Below are 17,447 nucleotides of genomic sequence, written 5' to 3'. Positions count from 1 at the left end.
TTGGAAAAAGTAGAGGAATTTCTCCCAAAACATTTTCGTTAAAGTAAAATAATCTGATTATTGAAATTGATGTTTTATCAAGTAAAATTTTGATAATTTCTTTTCTTGACCTACTTTCGGCATTGGTTCAGATATATCTGGTACAACCGAATAAAAAGATTACAAATGATCCTAATAGTTGACGACAAATCCGAAAATATCTTTTCATTGGAAAAGACCCTGCAAGTTAAAGGCTTCAGGACCGATTCTGCCCTTTCTGGAGATGAAGCATTGAAGAAATGCCTCAAGAACGAATACGCCCTGATCATCCTGGATGTGCAGATGCCCGAAATGGATGGATATGAAGTTGCAGAGTTTCTTTCATCGACAAAAAAAACCAAGGATATTCCAATAATTTTCCTGTCTGCTGTCAACCGTGAAAAGAAATATATCACAAAGGGCTACGATTCAGGAGGCATCGATTACATTACCAAGCCGGTGGACCCAGACATCCTTTTGCTAAAGGTGAAGACCTTCTATCGGCTCTACGAACAGACGGCAGCCCTGCATAAAATTCAGAATGAGCTACAACGGGAGGTCGAATGGCGCAAATCAGCGCAAAAAGATCTCTCCTCAAAATTTGAGGAGCTGAACACCACCCTTGAGTCATTGCCCCAGATCGCCTTCACCACTGATTCCAGGGGGAATGTTGATTTCGTTAATGAGCAGTGGCTACGGTATTCTCATGATAAGACCACATGGCCAGAGCTACATCCCGAAGACGGACACATATTTGAGAAATGGAGGCTTCAAATGGGTGACCTGTTGCCATTGGAGGCTGAATTGAGGCTTCGCGAAAAACATTCTGAGAATTACCGATACCATATCCTAAAGATTGTGCCCGTAGCTCAGGGGTCAGGTGGGCACAGATGGGTGGGTACCATGACCGATATAGATGAGCGAAAACAGTTAGAAAATAAAAAAGATGAATTCTTGAGTGTTGCAAGCCACGAACTCAAGACCCCTTTGACCAGTATCAAGGCCTTTGCAGAAATATCTTTGCGTTCAATGAAGGATATTCAAGAGCACCGTGCATACAGCTATCTATCGAAGGTTAAGGAACAGGCCGAAAAGCTCCATACTTTGGTTGAGGACCTACTGGACATATCCCGGTTGGAAAACGGGGGGATGAAACTCACACTCCGGGAAACTGATATCGAGACTGTCATCCAACAGGCTGTTGATTCGGCATTGGTAGAACATCAAGCGGCGGAAATGAGAATAGAGCGGACAGGTACAAAGATAGATAGGCGGATTTTGGCGGATCCCCTAAGATTGGAGCAGGTCCTTTCAAACTACCTCAGCAATGCCATAAAATATGCTCCCGGTTCCCAAGCGGTCCGCATCCACACCTATGTTGAGAAAAATTTCCTGTCCGTAGAGGTCTCCGATAACGGGATAGGGATCCCAGAACACAAAATACCTTTCGTGTTTGATAAGTTCTATAGGGTTCAGGAAGCATCAGCAAAGTTCCAGGGTCTAGGCCTCGGACTGCACATATGTAAAGAGATCATTACCCTCCACGGAGGGACCTGTGGGGTCAGGAGCAAGCTCGGAGCAGGTTCGACATTTTATTTTACCCTACCAATTTATAAATAATGGCACAAAATGTATTAAGGAACCTACAGATAGGCTTTGGTATCTCAATGGCCATCCTTTTGGCCTCATCGGCTGTCATGTTCTTTTCGTTCCGAAACCAGCGGGAAAACAAGGTCCTTATGGATCAGTCCCAAAGGACCATACTCAATTCACAGTTGATACTGATCGACCTTCAGAATGCGGAAACGGGCCAGCGCGGCTATCTCCTGACAGGGCAGGAAAAGTTCCTGGCTCCTTACAGGGACAGCCAGAGAGATCTCCCACAGCACCTCAGTGGTCTTGTGAATGGAAATCTGAGCTCCGAGCAGTTGGCCCGGGCCCAGCAGCTAGGCCGTTTGGCCAGGGAAAGGATTGAAGTACTTGACGAACTCATAGGACAGCGACTGAGGTCCGACGACCTTTCCCCGGGCCTGCTGGACAGGGGAAAATCGATCATGGATTCATGTAGGAACCTGATCATCGAGATCCAGCATGAGGAAGAGAGCCGGGCAGGGAAACGTTCCCAACAACTCGATAACTCCACCTTAAGAACAAATATCCTTTTTGCTTTCGCCTCCCTGCTGTCCCTTTTCATCACAGCCATCCTGTTCTGGAAACTTAGAGGAGACTACATAAGGCGGGCAGAACTACAGCAGGAATTGCTAGAGAAGGACCTTGACATGAAGCACAGGCTGAACATTATCAGGGGAATAGCCCGGCAGATTACCCAGGGGAACTATTCTGTGATCATAGATGACACGAAAAAGGATGACCTTGGGAACATTGCGGAGAGCCTTCGCATAATGACCGAGTCATTGAAGAAGAACTTTGATCAGCTCCAGTGGAACGATTGGCAGAAAAATGGCATGGCCCAGCTGAACTCCGGATTGATGGGGAACCCCGATCTTGCAGAAATTTCGAAGTACAGCATGGAATTCATCACCGACTTCATGGATCTGGAGAACGGAGCAATTTTCATGGTCCAAGGGGGATCCTTCAAGGTCATGCATACGGTGGGTCTTCAATCCCTTCCTTTCTCAGAGATTCCTTTAACGGACGGGATCTTCGCAGAGGTCCACAGGACCAAACGCCACCGGGTCATCAAGGACCTATGTCCCGATGAATTCAAGCTCTCATTTGCACAGGGGGAGATATCAATTAACCAGATAGCGTTGGTACCCATTGTCTACCAACAGGAATGCATGGGCATCATCGAAGTAGGTTCTCGAAGAGAGATAAGCGAAGAGAAGCTCGAGGTTATTTCCGACTTCTGTGAAATCATCGGGATTTCCCTGGTCGCGGCACAGAGCCGGCGCAGGGTACAACAGCTATTGGAAGAAACGCAGACCCAGACAGAAGAGTTGCAGGTCCAGCATGCGGAACTGGAGACCCTCAATAGCGAACTGGAAGCACAGGCCGGTAAGCTCAGGATCTCCGAAGAGGAGCTAAGGTCGCAACAGGATGAACTGCTTATCTCCAATGAGGAGCTCGAGAAAAGGTCGCATCTTTTGGAAGAAACCAATCAGTTGATCGTCGCACGGAACAAGGAAATACAGGAAAAGGCGGAAGCCCTAGCCCTGAGCACAAAATACAAATCTGAGTTCCTTGCCAATATGTCACATGAACTGCGGACTCCCCTTAACTCAATCCTTTTGCTTTCACGTGTGCTCACTGAGAACATTGAGGGCAACCTTAACCATGAACAGGTGGAATCAGCCCAGGTCATCTGGTCATCCGGTACGGGACTGCTTAACCTGATAGACGAAATATTGGACCTTTCCAAGATCGAGGCAGGTAAGATGGACGTAGAGCTCGAGGAATTTAGGTTGGCCGACCTCATTTTGGAGCTTCAGCAGATGTTCCGCCCCCTAACCAGGGAAAAGGACCTGGACCTCCGGATCGAGAACACCCTGCCGAAGGATTTTAAATTGAAAAGCGACCGCCTAAGGTTGGAACAGGTCCTTAGAAACCTGCTCTCCAACGCCACCAAGTTCACAGAAAAGGGATACATAACCCTCAGCGTAGAGCTTATCGATGGAAAGGACCCTTCTGTCCTGTTCCATGTCAGAGATACCGGGATCGGGATTCCCCAAGAAAAACAGAAACTGATATTCGAGGCCTTCCAGCAGGCGGACGGATCTACCAGGAGGCAGTACGGTGGAACCGGCCTGGGACTTTCGATCAGCAGGGAAATCGCACGATTGCTGCACGGCGAACTTACCGTTGAGAGCACCCTGGGCAAGGGAAGCTGTTTTACACTCTCGCTGCCCATGGATTTTTTAGGCAGAGGCGATATCAGTGTGCAACAGGAGCAGCCCATCGGTCCCATAGTGCAGGCAGTTGGTGCACCCGTTGTTGGTCCAGAGAGCTTTATCCCGCAATTCATTGCCGATGACCGAGGGGACATTGTACCGGGAGACAGGACCATATTGATCGTCGAGGACGATGAAGCGTTCGCCAAGCTGATACTGCAGTATGCAAGAAGGGCTGGCTACAAGGCAATAGCTGTCGGGAGGGGTGACCTCGCCATGGAAGCTGCCCTGCGGTTTTCCCCCAATGCCATCCTCCTGGACATCGTCCTGCCCCATATGGACGGGTGGCAGGTTCTCGAAGGGTTGAAGTCCAACCCGGATACCCGCCATATCCCAGTCCACATGATGTCGGCCGAACAAGCCAAGAAAAGCGATAGCATTCGTAGGGGCGCCATCGATTTTATCAGGAAACCTTTCCAAAAACAGGGTTTCCAGGAGATTTTCTCCAAAATAGATGCTGCCCTCAGCAATGGTCCAAAAAAGGTATTGATCTTCGAAGAAAATCCCAAGCATGCCGAAGCCCTGTCCTCCTACCTTGAGAGCTTCGACATATCCACAGAGGTGAAGTCCTCCCTTGACCATGGCGTAAAGGCCCTTAAATCTGGAAACGTTGAATGTGTAATCCTGGATATGGGGATCCCGGGACAGGGGGCATATGAGATATTGGAAACCATAAAGGGGCAGGATGGACTAGAAGATCTTCCAATAATCGTCTTTACGGGAAAGAGCCTCTCTGGGCAGGAAGAGATGCGCATTAAGGAATATGCAGACTCGATCGTCCTGAAAACGGCCCATTCCTTCCAGAGGATCCTGGACGAGGTGAGCCTGTTCCTTCATTTGGTTGACCATAAGTCTTCAGGGACCCCTTCGCAATTGAATCCCAAAGGTAACCGACTGTCCGAAATCTTGGATGGGAGAAAGGTCCTGATTGCCGACGATGATATCCGAAACATCTTTTCGATATCTAGGGCACTTGAAAAATTCAACATGGAAATCTACTCTGCCATCGATGGGGTTGAAGCTTTCCAGATCCTGGAAGGACATCCCGATATAGACATCGTGCTGATGGACATAATGATGCCAAAGATGGATGGTTTCCAGGCCATCGAAAAGATACGTTCTGAGGAAACGTTCAGCAAACTTCCCATAATCGCAGTCACGGCAAAAGCGATGATGGGGGACCGAGACCGTTGCATGAAGGCAGGAGCCTCCGATTATATCTCCAAACCAGTGGATGTGGACCAGTTGGTCTCCTTGCTCCGGGTGTGGCTTTTTAACCGTTAAACCTTAAAAACAGATGAGCATATTGATTATTGATGATGACAGACGGAATATATTCGCCCTCAAGACCGCGCTCAGATCAAGGGGCTACGATGCCCTGGGCGTCATTACCGCCCAGGAAGGCCTTGATATCCTAGAGGTGGGAAATGGGATAAGCGTAGTGCTGCTGGACATGATGATGCCGGAATTTGATGGATTCCAGTTTTTGCAGCACATCAGGGATTCCCCAGGAAAGGATTATCCGCCCGTTATTGCCGTGACCGCAAAGGCCATGAGCGGCGACAGGGAGAGGTGCCTTAGCGCGGGAGCGGATGGGTATGTTTCCAAGCCAGTTGATATCGATCTCCTGTTGACCGAGATCCGGGGATTAGTGAAAGGCTGAGAAATGGAAATCGGATCCCATTTAGATATGTTCCTTGCCAGGTTACTCGAGGAATTCGGCTATGATTTCACCGGTTATAGCCGGGACTCCCTTCAGAGGAGGATTGTCCGGATAATGTCCCTATGGAAGGTTGCCGAACTGGAAGGGCTCCTGGAAAAGATGCTCATGGATCCCTCCATGGCAGGGAGCTTCGTGCAACAGGTCACCGTTCCCCTGACCTCCATGTTCCGAGATCCCTCATTTTTCCTCGACCTCCGCCAGAGGGTGATCCCTTACCTGAGTACATACCCCCTGATCCGGGTCTGGATAGCGGGTTGCTCCACGGGTGAAGAAGCATATTCAATGGCCATACTGCTAAAGGAGGCAGGACTGATGGAACGGTCCCTAATTTACGCAACCGACCTAAACCCGGTCTCTGTAGAGATTGCCTGCCAAGGCCTTGTTCCCATGGAGAACCTTGGGGAGTATACGGAAAATTATTTCAGTTCGGGCGGTACAGGGGAACTATCGGACTATTTTTCTTCGAAGCAGGGCAGATTTCGGTTTAGCGATGAGCTCCGCTCCCGTATGGTGTTCTCTACCCATAACCTTGCTGGTGACTCTTCCTTCAATAGCTTTCAGCTGATCCTGTGCCGGAATGTACTGATCTATTTCCGCCGATCCCTGCAGGGCACTGTTCTAGAACTCTTCCATACGAGCTTGGAAAATGCCGGGTTCCTAGGCCTGGGTCCCAAGGAAACCCTCCTGTTTTCCTCTCTGAGGGGCAGGTTCCAACAGATTGGTGACCAAAAAATCTGGCAGAAAATAAATTAATGTTTCAAAATTTGGGGAGATTTGATATTTTCGCATAATACAATGGAAAACAAAAAGATACTTATTTTCGATGACGATAGGCACGTGCTTGAGATATTTACGATCGTATTGGAGGACATGGGTCATATAGTCTATCAATCGCGGACGTCGCACGACGTGTTGGAGAAAGTGAGCAGTTTTAAGCCTGACCTGATCTTTATGGACAACTGGATTCCGGATATCGGAGGGGTGGCGGCTACGCAGATGCTGAAATCCAGCCCACTTTATCGGGATATCCCGGTAATCTTGGTCTCAGCGAACAGTGACATAGAATTTTTGGCCGGTCAGGCAAAAGCAAATTGTTTCCTTTCCAAACCTTTTGACCTGGTCAGCTTTGAGGCAATAGTAAATAGGATCCTCCAACCATAGAAAAAATCTCCATTATCAAAAACAATTAATTCAATCTCCACTAATATTTAACGGGTTTCTCATGGTGCTCTGAAATTTTTAGTATCTTTATGGGATAATAATTGTTTGGTTAATAGGGGCTTGGGTCGTCGATTCAAGCCTTCCTTCTTTTATAAGGACTTTTTAAGGAGGATATAAATCATTATCAGCATGAAAAGTACCGTTAAAAAGATATAGGAATAGAAAAAATATCTCATTCCTCTATCTTCCTGGTCTATTTCATATCCCGCCTCCCACAGGTATTCCTTAAGTCTCCGGATGAGATCTCGCATATTTCGGTCCCCCACGTATTTTTTTATATATATAAAAAAGATTTGTTCATTGGTTATTGTTCAGCTTGGGTCTAACATCTATATAAATATACAAATCACAATCCGGTTTCGAAATATTTAACTGGACTATGGTTTTTTTAAAGCAGATATATTAAAAGAGGATTGGTAATTTAAAAAATGCATTTACATCTAACTTTTCCATAGCGTTTATGTTTATGGATTGTCCCACTAGCCATGGGACGATAATGTTAGCACTTGGCTCATATCAAATTTATATATAACAATTCCATGGACAAAAATAACATACAGCAGAATATTGCGATTGTCGGAGGCGGTCCAGCATTTTTATGCTCAAGCACATTGTTGAACGCAAAATTACCCTTCAAAAGCTTACCATTTTCGAAAGGTTCGATAGATTGGGGGTGGGTATGCCCTACGGCAAAATGGGGGCAGGAAAGGAACACCTGGCCAATGTTTCTGCAAATGAACTTCCCTTACTTGCAGAAGATTTTGAATCATACCTTCAAAGATTTCCGCCAGAGGGATATGCGTCTTTCTGTCAAGGGAAAAAAATAAATCCCTACGAAGTGATCCCTAGGAGGTTATTGGGTGATTATCTGGAACATTCCTTCCATAGCTATATCGGAATGGCTAGGTCATTGGGGATTACCGTAGATATACGTTTGGATACCTGTGTGGAGGACATTATTCCCGGCGATGGAGGAGAACCATTCAAGATACTGACATCCCAGGACACCACCCATGCGGACGTTGTGATCCTGTGCACCGGCCACGTATGGCCCCTTAAAAATGAGGGAAAGATCAATTCGTGGTACGATTCTCCCTATCCGCCCTCAAAGCTATCTTTGAATGCAGATTTCCCGGTAGCGATCCGGGGGGCGTCGTTAACGGCAGTTGATGCCATAAAAACTTTGGCCAGGGCAAACGGAAAATTCAGGGAAAGACCTGAAGGCGGCTATGATTTCATATTGAACGAAGACAGCAGCGGTTTTCGGATCGACCTTTTTTCCATCAGAGGGTTCCTTCCCGCCCTAAGGTTCCATTCGGAGGATAAGGCATTTTCCAGCGAGTGGACGATGGGTTTGGACGAAATCAATGAATATAAAGCGAAAAACGGGGGATTCGTGGATCTCGACCACGTATTCAAGAGAAACTTCCTGATCCCTCTCAGTCAGAGGGACCCCGAGTTTTACTCCAGGGTGAAAGATCTGGGAATTGAAGAATTTACCGAGAGAATGCTGCAACTCCGGGAAGAGATCGATGCCATAAAGCTATTTATGGCCGAATTCAGGGAAGCTGAAAAGTCTATAAAGCGGCAGCAGTCCATAAGTTGGAAGGAAGCTCTGTCTGCCTTTAGCTATGCCATCAACTATCCGGCAAAACATCTCAGCGCCGAAGATATGGTCCGGCACAAAAGAGTGCTTATGCCGCTCATTTCAATTGTTATCGCGTCCCTGCCCCAAGCTTCCTACCATGAGATGATTGCTCTATATGAACAGGATCTCCTTCGTAACTACGCCGTTGGTGAGGAAAGCGAGTTCGTTCCCAATGCAACAGGTTCAGGATGTAAAGTAACGTTCGCAGATGACGAAGGGGAGAGATTTGTAGAAAACTATGAGATTTTTGTAGATGCCATTGGGCAGAGGCCCATGCACTTCAACGACCTTCCCTTTGACGGGCTCAAGACGGGTAAGGTCACTTCCGGATTCCTATTTTTCAAGGATGAGGAAAATGCAAAAAAACATGTTGAAGACAGTGCAGCCAATGTGTACAGGGATGACATGGGCAAGTATTTCATGAAAGTGACGGGACTGGCCATAAATGATAACTTTCAGGCACTGGACAGGTTCGGGGCAGTCAATCCCTCACTCTTCATTATGGCAGTGCCCTTTCTCAGTGGGGTAAACCCAGATTTTTCTGGCCTGGATTTCTGCGATACAGCGGCTAAGAGAATTGCCAATATGTTGGGGAATAACGATATTGATTGAATATTATAGGACTGACCCTGCATTTCGGAGTTAAGGGGACGTCTCCCTCTTTCAGGAAATCAAAGAGTGATAATTGATCAAGTCTAAAAGCCTATTGTAAAATTTACACTAATTGTGAACCTTTTATATTTTAAAGGGTTCAATTTTAAGAAACCGGTTCTAGAGAGTGTTTCGTTATTTAATTATTATAAACAACTGTATCAAAACAGTTTAACATTTAAGTAATTTATCATGAAAAGAAATAATTCAAGCAGCCGCTCAAGAGGGGGGTCCTCTGACAATAACGAACATTCATTAGAAAACATTTACCAATTAGGGTACAGTCATGGATTCCGCGACGCATCAAATGATGAAGATTATGATGATGAGTTCGACGAAGAAGAATATGATGACTATGAGGACGAGGATTACGATAACGAGGATGAAGACTACGATTACGATGAGGATGATGATTATGACGAGGATGATGAGGATGATGAGGATGATGACGACTCTTCGGACGGCAGATCATCAAACCGACGCCGCGATAGCGATGGAAGGTTTACTTCATCCAGCTCTGGTTCCAGAAAAGGTAGCACTTCGGGAGGTAGGTCAAATGGTTCACGTCGCGAGTCTACCAGCTCGGCACGCGGATCGAATAACTCTGGGGCTAGCTCAACTAGATCCGGAAGGGGAAGATCAGGAAATTCAGGTAGAGGTGGATCAAACAGCTCCGGTAGAAGTTCTTCAGGCTCCAGGGGGAGATCAAGGAACTCCTCATCCAGCTCGGGTTCTTCCTCATCCAGCTCGGGTTCAGGTTCCAAACGCGGATTTGCCTCAATGAGCAAAGCTGAACGTACCCGTATCGCCCGCATGGGAGGCAAGGCATCTCACGGTGGAGGACGCTCATCCGGTCGATCGGGAATTGGGGGCAGAAGGAATTCTTAATTAATATCATCACTTCAGTGCCCTTTCATAGGGCGCTGAAAAAAAAATACTTATGGCAAAAAAAGAATTGCTCAAAGAAGGGCAGACTGAAGGTACCGAGGATACCAATCAAATAAGCGGAACTGATAAAAAAGCGGACCAATCCGCTCAAAAAGGTTCCCAATTATATGTCTTTTTCCTTTCATCCCTAAAGGATATACTTTATGCTGAAAACAAATTGGTTGAAGCTCTCCTAGAGATGGAAAGTGCAGCTTCTGCAGAGGAACTTAAGGATGCCTTTGAAGATCACCATCTGTTGACCAAGAAACACATCAGCAGGCTCAACAAGATATTTGGTATATTGGAGGAAAAGGCGGAAGCCAAGGAATGTAAGGCAATAGAAGGTATCTTAGGGGAGGCACGGGAGATTATCAAGAATACTCCTGAGGGCTCTGCCACTAGGGACGTGGGACTTATCATTGGTGCTCAGAAAGTTGAGCATTATGAGATAGCTACCTATGGAGGACTTGTCCAATTGGCAATCACCCTGGGATTTGAAAAGATTGCGGATCTTTTAGAAAGAACGCTCGAAGAAGAAGAAGAAACGGATCAGGAACTCACGTTTATTGCAGAGAACCATATTAATCCAGAAGCTGAAAAAGAGGATTAAACCTAATTTTAAAACATATCCATAATCTCTAATATCTCAAAAACGTCCATTTTTATGGACGTTTTTTATTCTTTATCTATTTTTGCAATTTTGCTGTTGCACTCAGGTCAGAGATAAGAGCCACCTATTTTCTGCAACTCGAGAACAGCATTCTAAAAAATTGGGATCAATTATGACTGTTTTCCATTGCACTATCTCCCTTAGAACCATTTTCTTGGCCATTCTCTCCCAAAATGGCTAACCATAATAGATAATATCCCTTTTCCTGACCAAGTTCTTCTGCTGTTTTAAAATTTTCCATATATAGATTATTTAGTTGATTTATTTTTAGATATTAATGCAAAGACCGTTCAACTTAATATCTTTTATGGAGTTTTCTTGAAAATATTTTATAACTGATAATTTTCGTGAGAAATAGATCAAATTATTTCTGTTCATCTTGTCCTAAAGAATTGAGTAAAATCATTAACCTATAGCTCGTCGCCTACAATTTTTAATCAAATCATTCATTTTCATTCAGAATTTTCACCGTAGAATGTTCTTTATCTATTTTAGTATTAAGACACTAAACCTAGATCATTATCCTATGGGAAACAATAATATGGACATCCTTGCATATGCGAAAGAAAAAGGGTTTGATGGATATCCTGACCCGACCAGTATCCAAAGCTGGTTGAGAAATAAGGGAGTGATTGTATTGGTAACACTCCGAGAAGTTGATGAGGGGGACTTTAGGTTTTCCTATCAGGTGTTTGAACCTTCATCAATCTATTAACACCATCCCCCCCTGAGCTCCACAGTTTATTGGAATATGTATGAAGAGGCCCTAGATCACGGGTTAAAACATGGTCTCAGCTATGTCTGATCGGTGCCGTGTGTTTACCCACCATAACAAATTACTCAGATTTTTTACGGGATAAAAACAATGATGATCTATCTAACACCCTTTCAATAGCATCAAGAGCTTTTTTTGGACAATTGTATCCTTCTCCTTCTTTGCAATTTTTGCATACCTTCTCATCCAGCCGTCAAGACTGCCCTCTTCAAACCTTTTTAAGATAACGGGACAGATGTAGTTTTTGCGTGCCACCGATGGTGTGTTTCCCAAAATGTGCGCGACGGAACAGACAAGTTCTCTGCAGCTTTTGTTTCGGTTCTTAGTGTTGCCAGGGTAAGTCTCCAAAAGATGACCCAAAGCCAAAAAGCATGCGTTCCACGTTCTTATGGTTTTACTGGTAACATTCCCGCCATATATTTCAGAAAGATAGCTGTTCAGATGGCAAGGCTTTATGGCTCTTTTAACATTCTGTTGGTCCACGTATTGGAGAAACTGTTTTCCCGATAGTTGCAATATCTTCTCAATCTTATCATACAGCCTTTTCTTACTTAATGCTTTCTCCTGCTTTACACCTTTTTTCCCCCTATATCTAAATATTACCTTTCCTTGCTGTAATTTAACATGTTTATTCTGAAGTGTGGTGAGACCAAAGGAACCATTGGAATTTCTATATATGGTATTTCCTGGGCGTATGGAGGTGTGCTGGATGATCATGATTGCCAGAGCACAGACATATCTCTGGTCACACAACTCCCTTTTGATATCTTTCTCCAACTGTTTTTTTAATACTGGCAGGCTCTTTCCAAAGTGATATAGTCTGCTGAACTTATCCTGGTCCTGGAAAGCTGTCCATCGGGGATGGTAGATATATTGCTTACGTTGCCTAATATCCAAGCCCGTGGCCTGGATGTGCCCATTTCTATTCGGACATATCCATACATTGGTCCAATTAGGCGGGATTACCAAGGAATGGATCCGAGATAGGACAGATGGATCCACAATCCTCACCTTTTTTTGGTCGTAGTATTCAAATAGCTCACCGTTTTGTATCCTAGAGATGCCCTTTGAATTGCAGTTTACATATTTAAAAGGTTTCTTTGCTTCCATACATTGTCATTGAATTATTCCTATACCTTTAATCCGTTTCGAATGTATTTTGTTTTAGCATATATAATTTAAAGGTCAAATTATGCTAGAGCTGCGCTGCCGCCATTATTTTAGTACGTCCTGTTCCCCTCCAGTGGGTGAAGTGCAGCTTTGTTTTCATTTTTGCCCATTCCTGGTTTATTTTCAGATGGAAAGTTGAATTCTATGTCCGTGAATGTTGATCCACCTTTCAGCGGGTAATTTATCTCTTTTTCCGTCAGATATGTTGCCTAGAATAGTTCGGGGATCAATTCGCTTGATAATTTTAAGTTTAATAATGATATTTCAGAAAGTTAAATGGGACATCGATCAAGGCGCTTATTTTCTCTTGTGATATCCGGCCATTTTTTTTGGGTTTAGTGAAAATTGCACGCTTTGGCTTGTAAGATAATATCTTACTGGATTTTTAAATGCCAACCTAGAAGGTTGGCATTTAAAAATACCTATTTTACTAGATATATATTACTCGGCTTTTGAATTTAAGTTCGTATCCGCAATGGCGCTTATTTTTCATCGCACGAGTTTTATTCTTTTAATGTCTTCAAGAGTAACTTTAATGTATCCTTATGTTCAAGCGCTTTTGCGAATTCTGCCAGCGTCCCATAAGTTTCAATCTCATAATGCTCTACTTTTTGCGAAGCAGCGATTATTCCCGCATCACGTACAGCTCCGGGTTCTGTCAATTCCATAATACTTTTACCATCTTCTGATAGCCCGGTCATAGCATCACATTTGTAAGCTTTCGCTTTAATCTCGATCGATTCAAAACTTCTTCAAGTGTTATGACATGTTCTTTGGTCTCTTCAAGTTGAGATAATAGATTTTATTGTTGCGATGATTAATATTGTTAAGATTGTTTGAGGAAATAAAAACCGATTTTCATAATTGTTCTGAAATGTCAGTAGTTATCCAAGCTTTTGTAGGTACTAGTTAAAACTAATGAAGATTTTATTCTGTAGATATAAATTTGGGCAGGAAATATTTTTATACAACATCAAACATATTTACCTCTAAACTGTTTATACTGGAAAGGTAAATTAATAGTCAAAAAACCCCATGCCACCTATATCCCCACTATAGGTGGCATATTTTTTTTAAATACGAGAAGGAGATAAAAAGAAGAGGATTGCATAGAGTAGTCAGCTTTTATTGGAGTGTGTCTGACAGTCTCGAATTTGAACTGATTTTATGTTAATCAAAAGTATTTTGTAGGGGGTTAAATCAATATTTTTTTATATTTTATAAAAAATTACCCCTCCCATAGGGAACATTTTTAGCGGAAAAAGGTCCTAAATTTTATATTAGGACCTTTACTTTATATTAAGTTAAGAAACTTTATAGCTTTTAAGTTTTTCCTGCAAAAGTTTTCTAGCGGTGTATATTCGAGTTTTGACGGTTCCTTCCGGTAGGCCTAGGTGTTCTCCTATTTCGTGGTATTTATAACCTTCAAAGAACATCATGAACGGCACATAATATTTTTCAGGTATTGATATTAGGACAGATTCAATGTCCTCTGCCAAAAAATTGTCCATACATTTGTTTTGGCTCTGCTGTTATGCGGGGTCAGAATCGGGGAAGACTGTTGACGCGTAATTTCTCTCCACTCCATTTTTACCGCACCTATTAATGAAAATGTTTTTCATGATCGTATAGATCCAGCCCAAAAGATTTGTGCTCTTCTCAAATTTTTTCTGGTATCGAATGACCTTCATGAGGGTATCCTGGAGGAGATCCTCCGCATCATCTTGGTCCTTGGTAAACTTGTTCGCATATTGAAGCAGCATGTCCGAATTAACCAACACTTCATTTTTTATAAAATCATTGTTCATTTTAAAAAGTGATTTAGTAGAAAACTGGTATTAATTCACCATTGCGCAAAGATGATTTAGATTGAAATTGGACCAGAAACAAACCTCGCGTTAAATCTCCGGCCCAATAAAAATCTTATGGTTGTAAGTAATTGAAGTTGCAATGAGTCTGCCAAAGAAATTTCTGGACATTTTCTTATATAACGGTGAGATCTGATTGAGACAATCCCTGGTATATCAATGTTAAAATAAAATATTCAAATAAAGATTGATTGCTATTTTTAATCTAAATAATCCATTAACTTTAATGAACGGATCGAATCGAGGTTTAAATTTCAATGATTTCCTTAAAACGTTTTTTAAAATAGAAAGATCGGCAGATATTAAAAGGAGGCGCTCCCCTATTACATTACTTTTTAAGTATAAGGATACTGCCTATATCTTTGAAACCTAATGGGAGCTATTGAAGAACCTTGCTTTTATCGAAGATGCTAGAAGATTTATGACTGAATTTTGGGAAAATGCATTTAAAGTTAAGCAGGAAATGTGGGGATCAACCCCTGCGAAAACTGCCGTCCTATCCGCCGAAATGTTTGCAAAAAAAGGTTTGAAGAAAATATTAATTCCCGGTATAGGGTATGGTAGGAATGCTACCCCGTTCCTCAATAAAGGAATGGCCGTGACTGGAATTGAGATTTCCGAGACCGCTATCAAACTTGCAGAACGAAATTTTGGAGAATCACTGAAAGTCCACCAGGGGTCGGTAACTGAAATGAAGGTCCATCCCGGTATCTACGATGGTATATTCTGTCATGCCTTAATACATCTGCTAGGAGAAAATGAGAGGAAGAAATTTATTGCAGACTGTTTCTATCAGCTTACTGCTGGAGGCTCAATGATTTTATCTGCAATCACCAAGGATGCTTCTACCTTTCGACAAGGAACACTGATAAGCAGGGATCGGTATGAACAATTTGGCGGTTTGAATATGTTTTTCTATGACCCGCAATCCATTCAAGAGGAATTCGCTAATCATGGACTTCATCAGATCGAAACGGTTCAGGAAAATTATCCATTCTATTTGATCCAATGCAATAAGTAACCAAATAGATAAATTGGGCCATTTCTGGACTATTATCCGAGGACATTATTTCGATCAGTAGGTTGGAGTATAGTGAAATTTAAAAAGATTTATTAAATGCGATTGGAGGTTGCTGGGATCTGGTCTCTAAATGGACAGAAATATTTTAAGAGCAGATTTTTATGCATTTCTGAAAATTTTTTAATCGAGTCTTATGGGATAAAACAGGAATTGGGATTATCAGATTCTGTAAAAGAGTCTTTAGAGTGTAATCGACAATGAATTTGGTGCGAGGAAATCCTGGATATCCCTTTGCATCCCCAAATATCTGTTGTCCATTTCTCCTAAAGCTCTCTACTTCGTGTCGGGCGGCCCACAAGATTCTAAAAATTGATTCTTGATTTTCGTCCTCCCGTGTGCTTTCTAAAGCTAACTGGACATGGTTATTGCTTTAATTAGTCTATGAATAGCTAATTATGGTCGCTGACGTCCATAACCGGCCCCAGGTAAGTTTTGCAAATGGGAAATATGACCGAGATCCTGTATATGGAATGGAATTCTCGGGTACCCTGGATATTGATCTCCAAGAATTTGGAGAGAAGCTGATGGGGAAAAGAAAAGGAAGTATTGTTGCAATTGAACCTAATTCAGGAGAGATATTAGCCTTTGTAAGCAGTCCGACTTTCGATCCCAATGATCTGATTGGGGACAAAAGGGCAGAGGGATTTAAAAAATTGCTTAATGACCCGGATAAACCATTATTTGTAAGACCCATTCATGCCCAATATCCACCCGGTTCAGTCTTTAAAGTGGTCAGTGCCCTAACCGCACAGGATATGGGAGAAATTACTGGATCTACGGTTTTAAACTGTCAGGGGGGATACCGATATGGTAGGAACGGCTATGGGATGTACCCATGTGCACGGACCTATAAATCTGTCTCAATCGATCCAAACCTCTTGCAATACCTATTACGGTCACATTTATTCAGCAATACTTGAAGGAGGTGATGTCTTACCTAGCCAACAGTATGATATCTGGAGGGAAAAGGTGATGAAGTTCAGTATCGGCAGGAGAATTGGTATTGATATTCCAGGCGAAAAACCGGGTTTGTTGCCTCCCAGCCAATATTATAGCAAGCGGTTTGGAAATGAAAAATGGATGTCGGGCTATAACATTTCACTATCGATCGGCCAGGGAGAAATGGGTATTACTGCACTGAAGATGGCTAATATAATGTCTATAGTGACAAATAGGGGTTATTATTACAATCCTCACCTTGTGAAAATGATGGACAATAGTTTTGGAATTTTCTCTGCATTCGGTTGAAACAAAGGACCGTTTTTTTGAACCGGTCATCCAAGGCATGAGCATGGCAGTTAATCAGCCGGGCGGCACGGCATATTCCGTAAGGATCTCTGGTACGGAGATGTGCGGAAAAACTGGCACTGCCCAAAACCCCCACGGAGAAAACCATGCTGTGTTCTTTGGTTTCGCCCCACGGAAAGCTCCCAAGATCGCTATAGCAGTTTTCGTTGAGAATGCAGGTTACGGAAGTACCTGGGCCGCACCCATTGGCAGGATGATGATAGAAAAATTCCTCCATGGAAAGGTCACTATACCTGATCAGATATACCAGAGGATCATAAATTGAAATATTTTTATCAGCATCAATTTCATGTGATCGGTAGGCGCATTTCGGATATTATTTGTGTTCTTGCCATCCAGTCCTCTTTTCCCTTAAGGATGGAATATAAGAAAGATTGTAGGTTCAAAAGACTGATATTATTGGGTCTTAATAATGACCTACGGACGGTAGAAAAATTTATTAGGTTAAAGGCTATCGATTTTCTTGCAGAGGTTGG

17 protein-coding genes and 1 pseudogene are annotated in these 17,447 nt (G+C 43.2%); 13 read left to right on the top strand and 5 right to left on the bottom strand.

Annotated elements, in window-relative coordinates; all coding sequences use genetic code 11:
* Positions 1–165 precede the first annotated feature (165 nt).
* The 8 genes from RT138_RS04740 (at position 166) to RT138_RS04705 (ending at position 10,709) form a co-directional block, all read left to right on the top strand.
* On the top strand, positions 166–1,638 hold the full coding sequence (locus tag RT138_RS04740; protein ID WP_313189777.1) for an ATP-binding protein: 1,473 nt from the start codon (positions 166–168) through the stop codon (positions 1,636–1,638).
* The gene (locus tag RT138_RS04735) at positions 1,638–5,213 is read left to right on the top strand and encodes a response regulator (RefSeq protein WP_313189776.1); all 3,576 of its coding nucleotides are present in this window, start codon (positions 1,638–1,640) and stop codon (positions 5,211–5,213) included. The genes RT138_RS04740 and RT138_RS04735 overlap by 1 nt, the downstream gene beginning before the upstream one ends.
* Positions 5,214–5,226: 13 nt before the next feature.
* Positions 5,227–5,592, top strand: a complete 366-nt coding sequence (locus tag RT138_RS04730) for a response regulator (RefSeq protein WP_185217794.1) — start codon at positions 5,227–5,229, stop codon at positions 5,590–5,592.
* 3 nt (positions 5,593–5,595) lie between these two features.
* A complete protein-coding gene (locus tag RT138_RS04725; RefSeq protein WP_313189775.1) occupies positions 5,596–6,405 on the top strand; it encodes a protein-glutamate O-methyltransferase CheR in 810 nt (269 codons plus the stop codon).
* Positions 6,406–6,447: 42 nt separating this feature from the next.
* Positions 6,448–6,813: a response regulator gene (locus tag RT138_RS04720; protein ID WP_313189774.1), complete on the top strand. Its 366-nt coding sequence runs from the start codon at positions 6,448–6,450 to the stop codon at positions 6,811–6,813.
* Positions 6,814–7,471: 658 nt separating this feature from the next.
* Positions 7,472–9,133, top strand: coding sequence for an FAD/NAD(P)-binding protein (locus RT138_RS04715; protein WP_313189773.1), 1,662 nt, complete (start codon positions 7,472–7,474; stop codon positions 9,131–9,133).
* 231 nt (positions 9,134–9,364) lie between these two features.
* On the top strand, positions 9,365–10,060 hold the full coding sequence (locus tag RT138_RS04710; RefSeq protein ID WP_313189772.1) for a KGG domain-containing protein: 696 nt from the start codon (positions 9,365–9,367) through the stop codon (positions 10,058–10,060).
* Between the two features lie 52 nt (positions 10,061–10,112).
* Positions 10,113–10,709: a DUF892 family protein gene (locus RT138_RS04705; protein ID WP_313189771.1), complete on the top strand. Its 597-nt coding sequence runs from the start codon at positions 10,113–10,115 to the stop codon at positions 10,707–10,709.
* Between the two features lie 166 nt (positions 10,710–10,875).
* Here the strand turns inward: RT138_RS04705 and RT138_RS04700 are convergent, their stop codons facing one another.
* A complete protein-coding gene (locus RT138_RS04700) occupies positions 10,876–11,010 on the bottom strand; it encodes a hypothetical protein (protein ID WP_313189770.1) in 135 nt (44 codons plus the stop codon).
* 285 nt (positions 11,011–11,295) lie between these two features.
* On the opposite strand from RT138_RS04700, the gene RT138_RS04695 reads away from it, so the two are divergent.
* Positions 11,296–11,484: a hypothetical protein gene (locus tag RT138_RS04695; RefSeq protein ID WP_313189769.1), complete on the top strand. Its 189-nt coding sequence runs from the start codon at positions 11,296–11,298 to the stop codon at positions 11,482–11,484.
* Between the two features lie 162 nt (positions 11,485–11,646).
* Here RT138_RS04695 and RT138_RS04690 read toward each other — a convergent pair whose 3' ends face one another.
* The 4 genes and pseudogenes from RT138_RS04690 to RT138_RS04675 form a co-directional block, all read right to left on the bottom strand.
* Complete coding sequence (locus RT138_RS04690; protein WP_313189768.1) at positions 11,647–12,654, bottom strand: DNA topoisomerase IB; 1,008 nt, start codon at positions 12,652–12,654, stop codon at positions 11,647–11,649.
* A 563-nt stretch (positions 12,655–13,217) separates the two neighbouring features.
* Entirely contained in the window at positions 13,218–13,415 is a 198-nt protein-coding gene (locus RT138_RS04685) for a DUF892 family protein (protein WP_313189767.1), read from the bottom strand.
* A gap of 603 nt (positions 13,416–14,018) precedes the next feature.
* Positions 14,019–14,228 (bottom strand): annotated as a pseudogene (locus RT138_RS04680) (RNA polymerase sigma factor); the annotation flags it as partial.
* Between the two features lie 18 nt (positions 14,229–14,246).
* Entirely contained in the window at positions 14,247–14,522 is a 276-nt protein-coding gene (locus RT138_RS04675) for an RNA polymerase sigma factor (RefSeq protein WP_313189766.1), read from the bottom strand.
* A gap of 442 nt (positions 14,523–14,964) precedes the next feature.
* Here RT138_RS04675 and RT138_RS04670 point away from each other — a divergent pair, with 442 nt between their 5' ends.
* The 4 genes from RT138_RS04670 (at position 14,965) to RT138_RS04655 (ending at position 17,236) form a co-directional block, all read left to right on the top strand.
* Positions 14,965–15,603, top strand: coding sequence for a class I SAM-dependent methyltransferase (locus tag RT138_RS04670; protein ID WP_313189765.1), 639 nt, complete (start codon positions 14,965–14,967; stop codon positions 15,601–15,603).
* Between the two features lie 455 nt (positions 15,604–16,058).
* Positions 16,059–16,583 (top strand): penicillin-binding transpeptidase domain-containing protein, encoded by a 525-nt coding sequence (locus RT138_RS04665; RefSeq protein WP_313189764.1) that lies wholly within the window; start codon positions 16,059–16,061, stop codon positions 16,581–16,583.
* Positions 16,471–16,911, top strand: coding sequence for a penicillin-binding transpeptidase domain-containing protein (locus RT138_RS04660; protein WP_313189763.1), 441 nt, complete (start codon positions 16,471–16,473; stop codon positions 16,909–16,911). The genes RT138_RS04665 and RT138_RS04660 overlap by 113 nt, the downstream gene beginning before the upstream one ends.
* A 43-nt stretch (positions 16,912–16,954) precedes the next feature.
* Entirely contained in the window at positions 16,955–17,236 is a 282-nt protein-coding gene (locus tag RT138_RS04655; protein ID WP_313189762.1) for a penicillin-binding transpeptidase domain-containing protein, read from the top strand.
* The last annotated feature ends 211 nt before the right edge of the window (positions 17,237–17,447 follow it).

The sequence above is a fragment of the Sphingobacterium sp. genome, from assembly GCF_032065005.1.
Taxonomy (GTDB): domain Bacteria; phylum Bacteroidota; class Bacteroidia; order Sphingobacteriales; family Sphingobacteriaceae; genus Sphingobacterium.
Note: the sequence above shows the minus strand (reverse complement) of the source record. Positions and strands in the feature narration are given on the sequence as shown.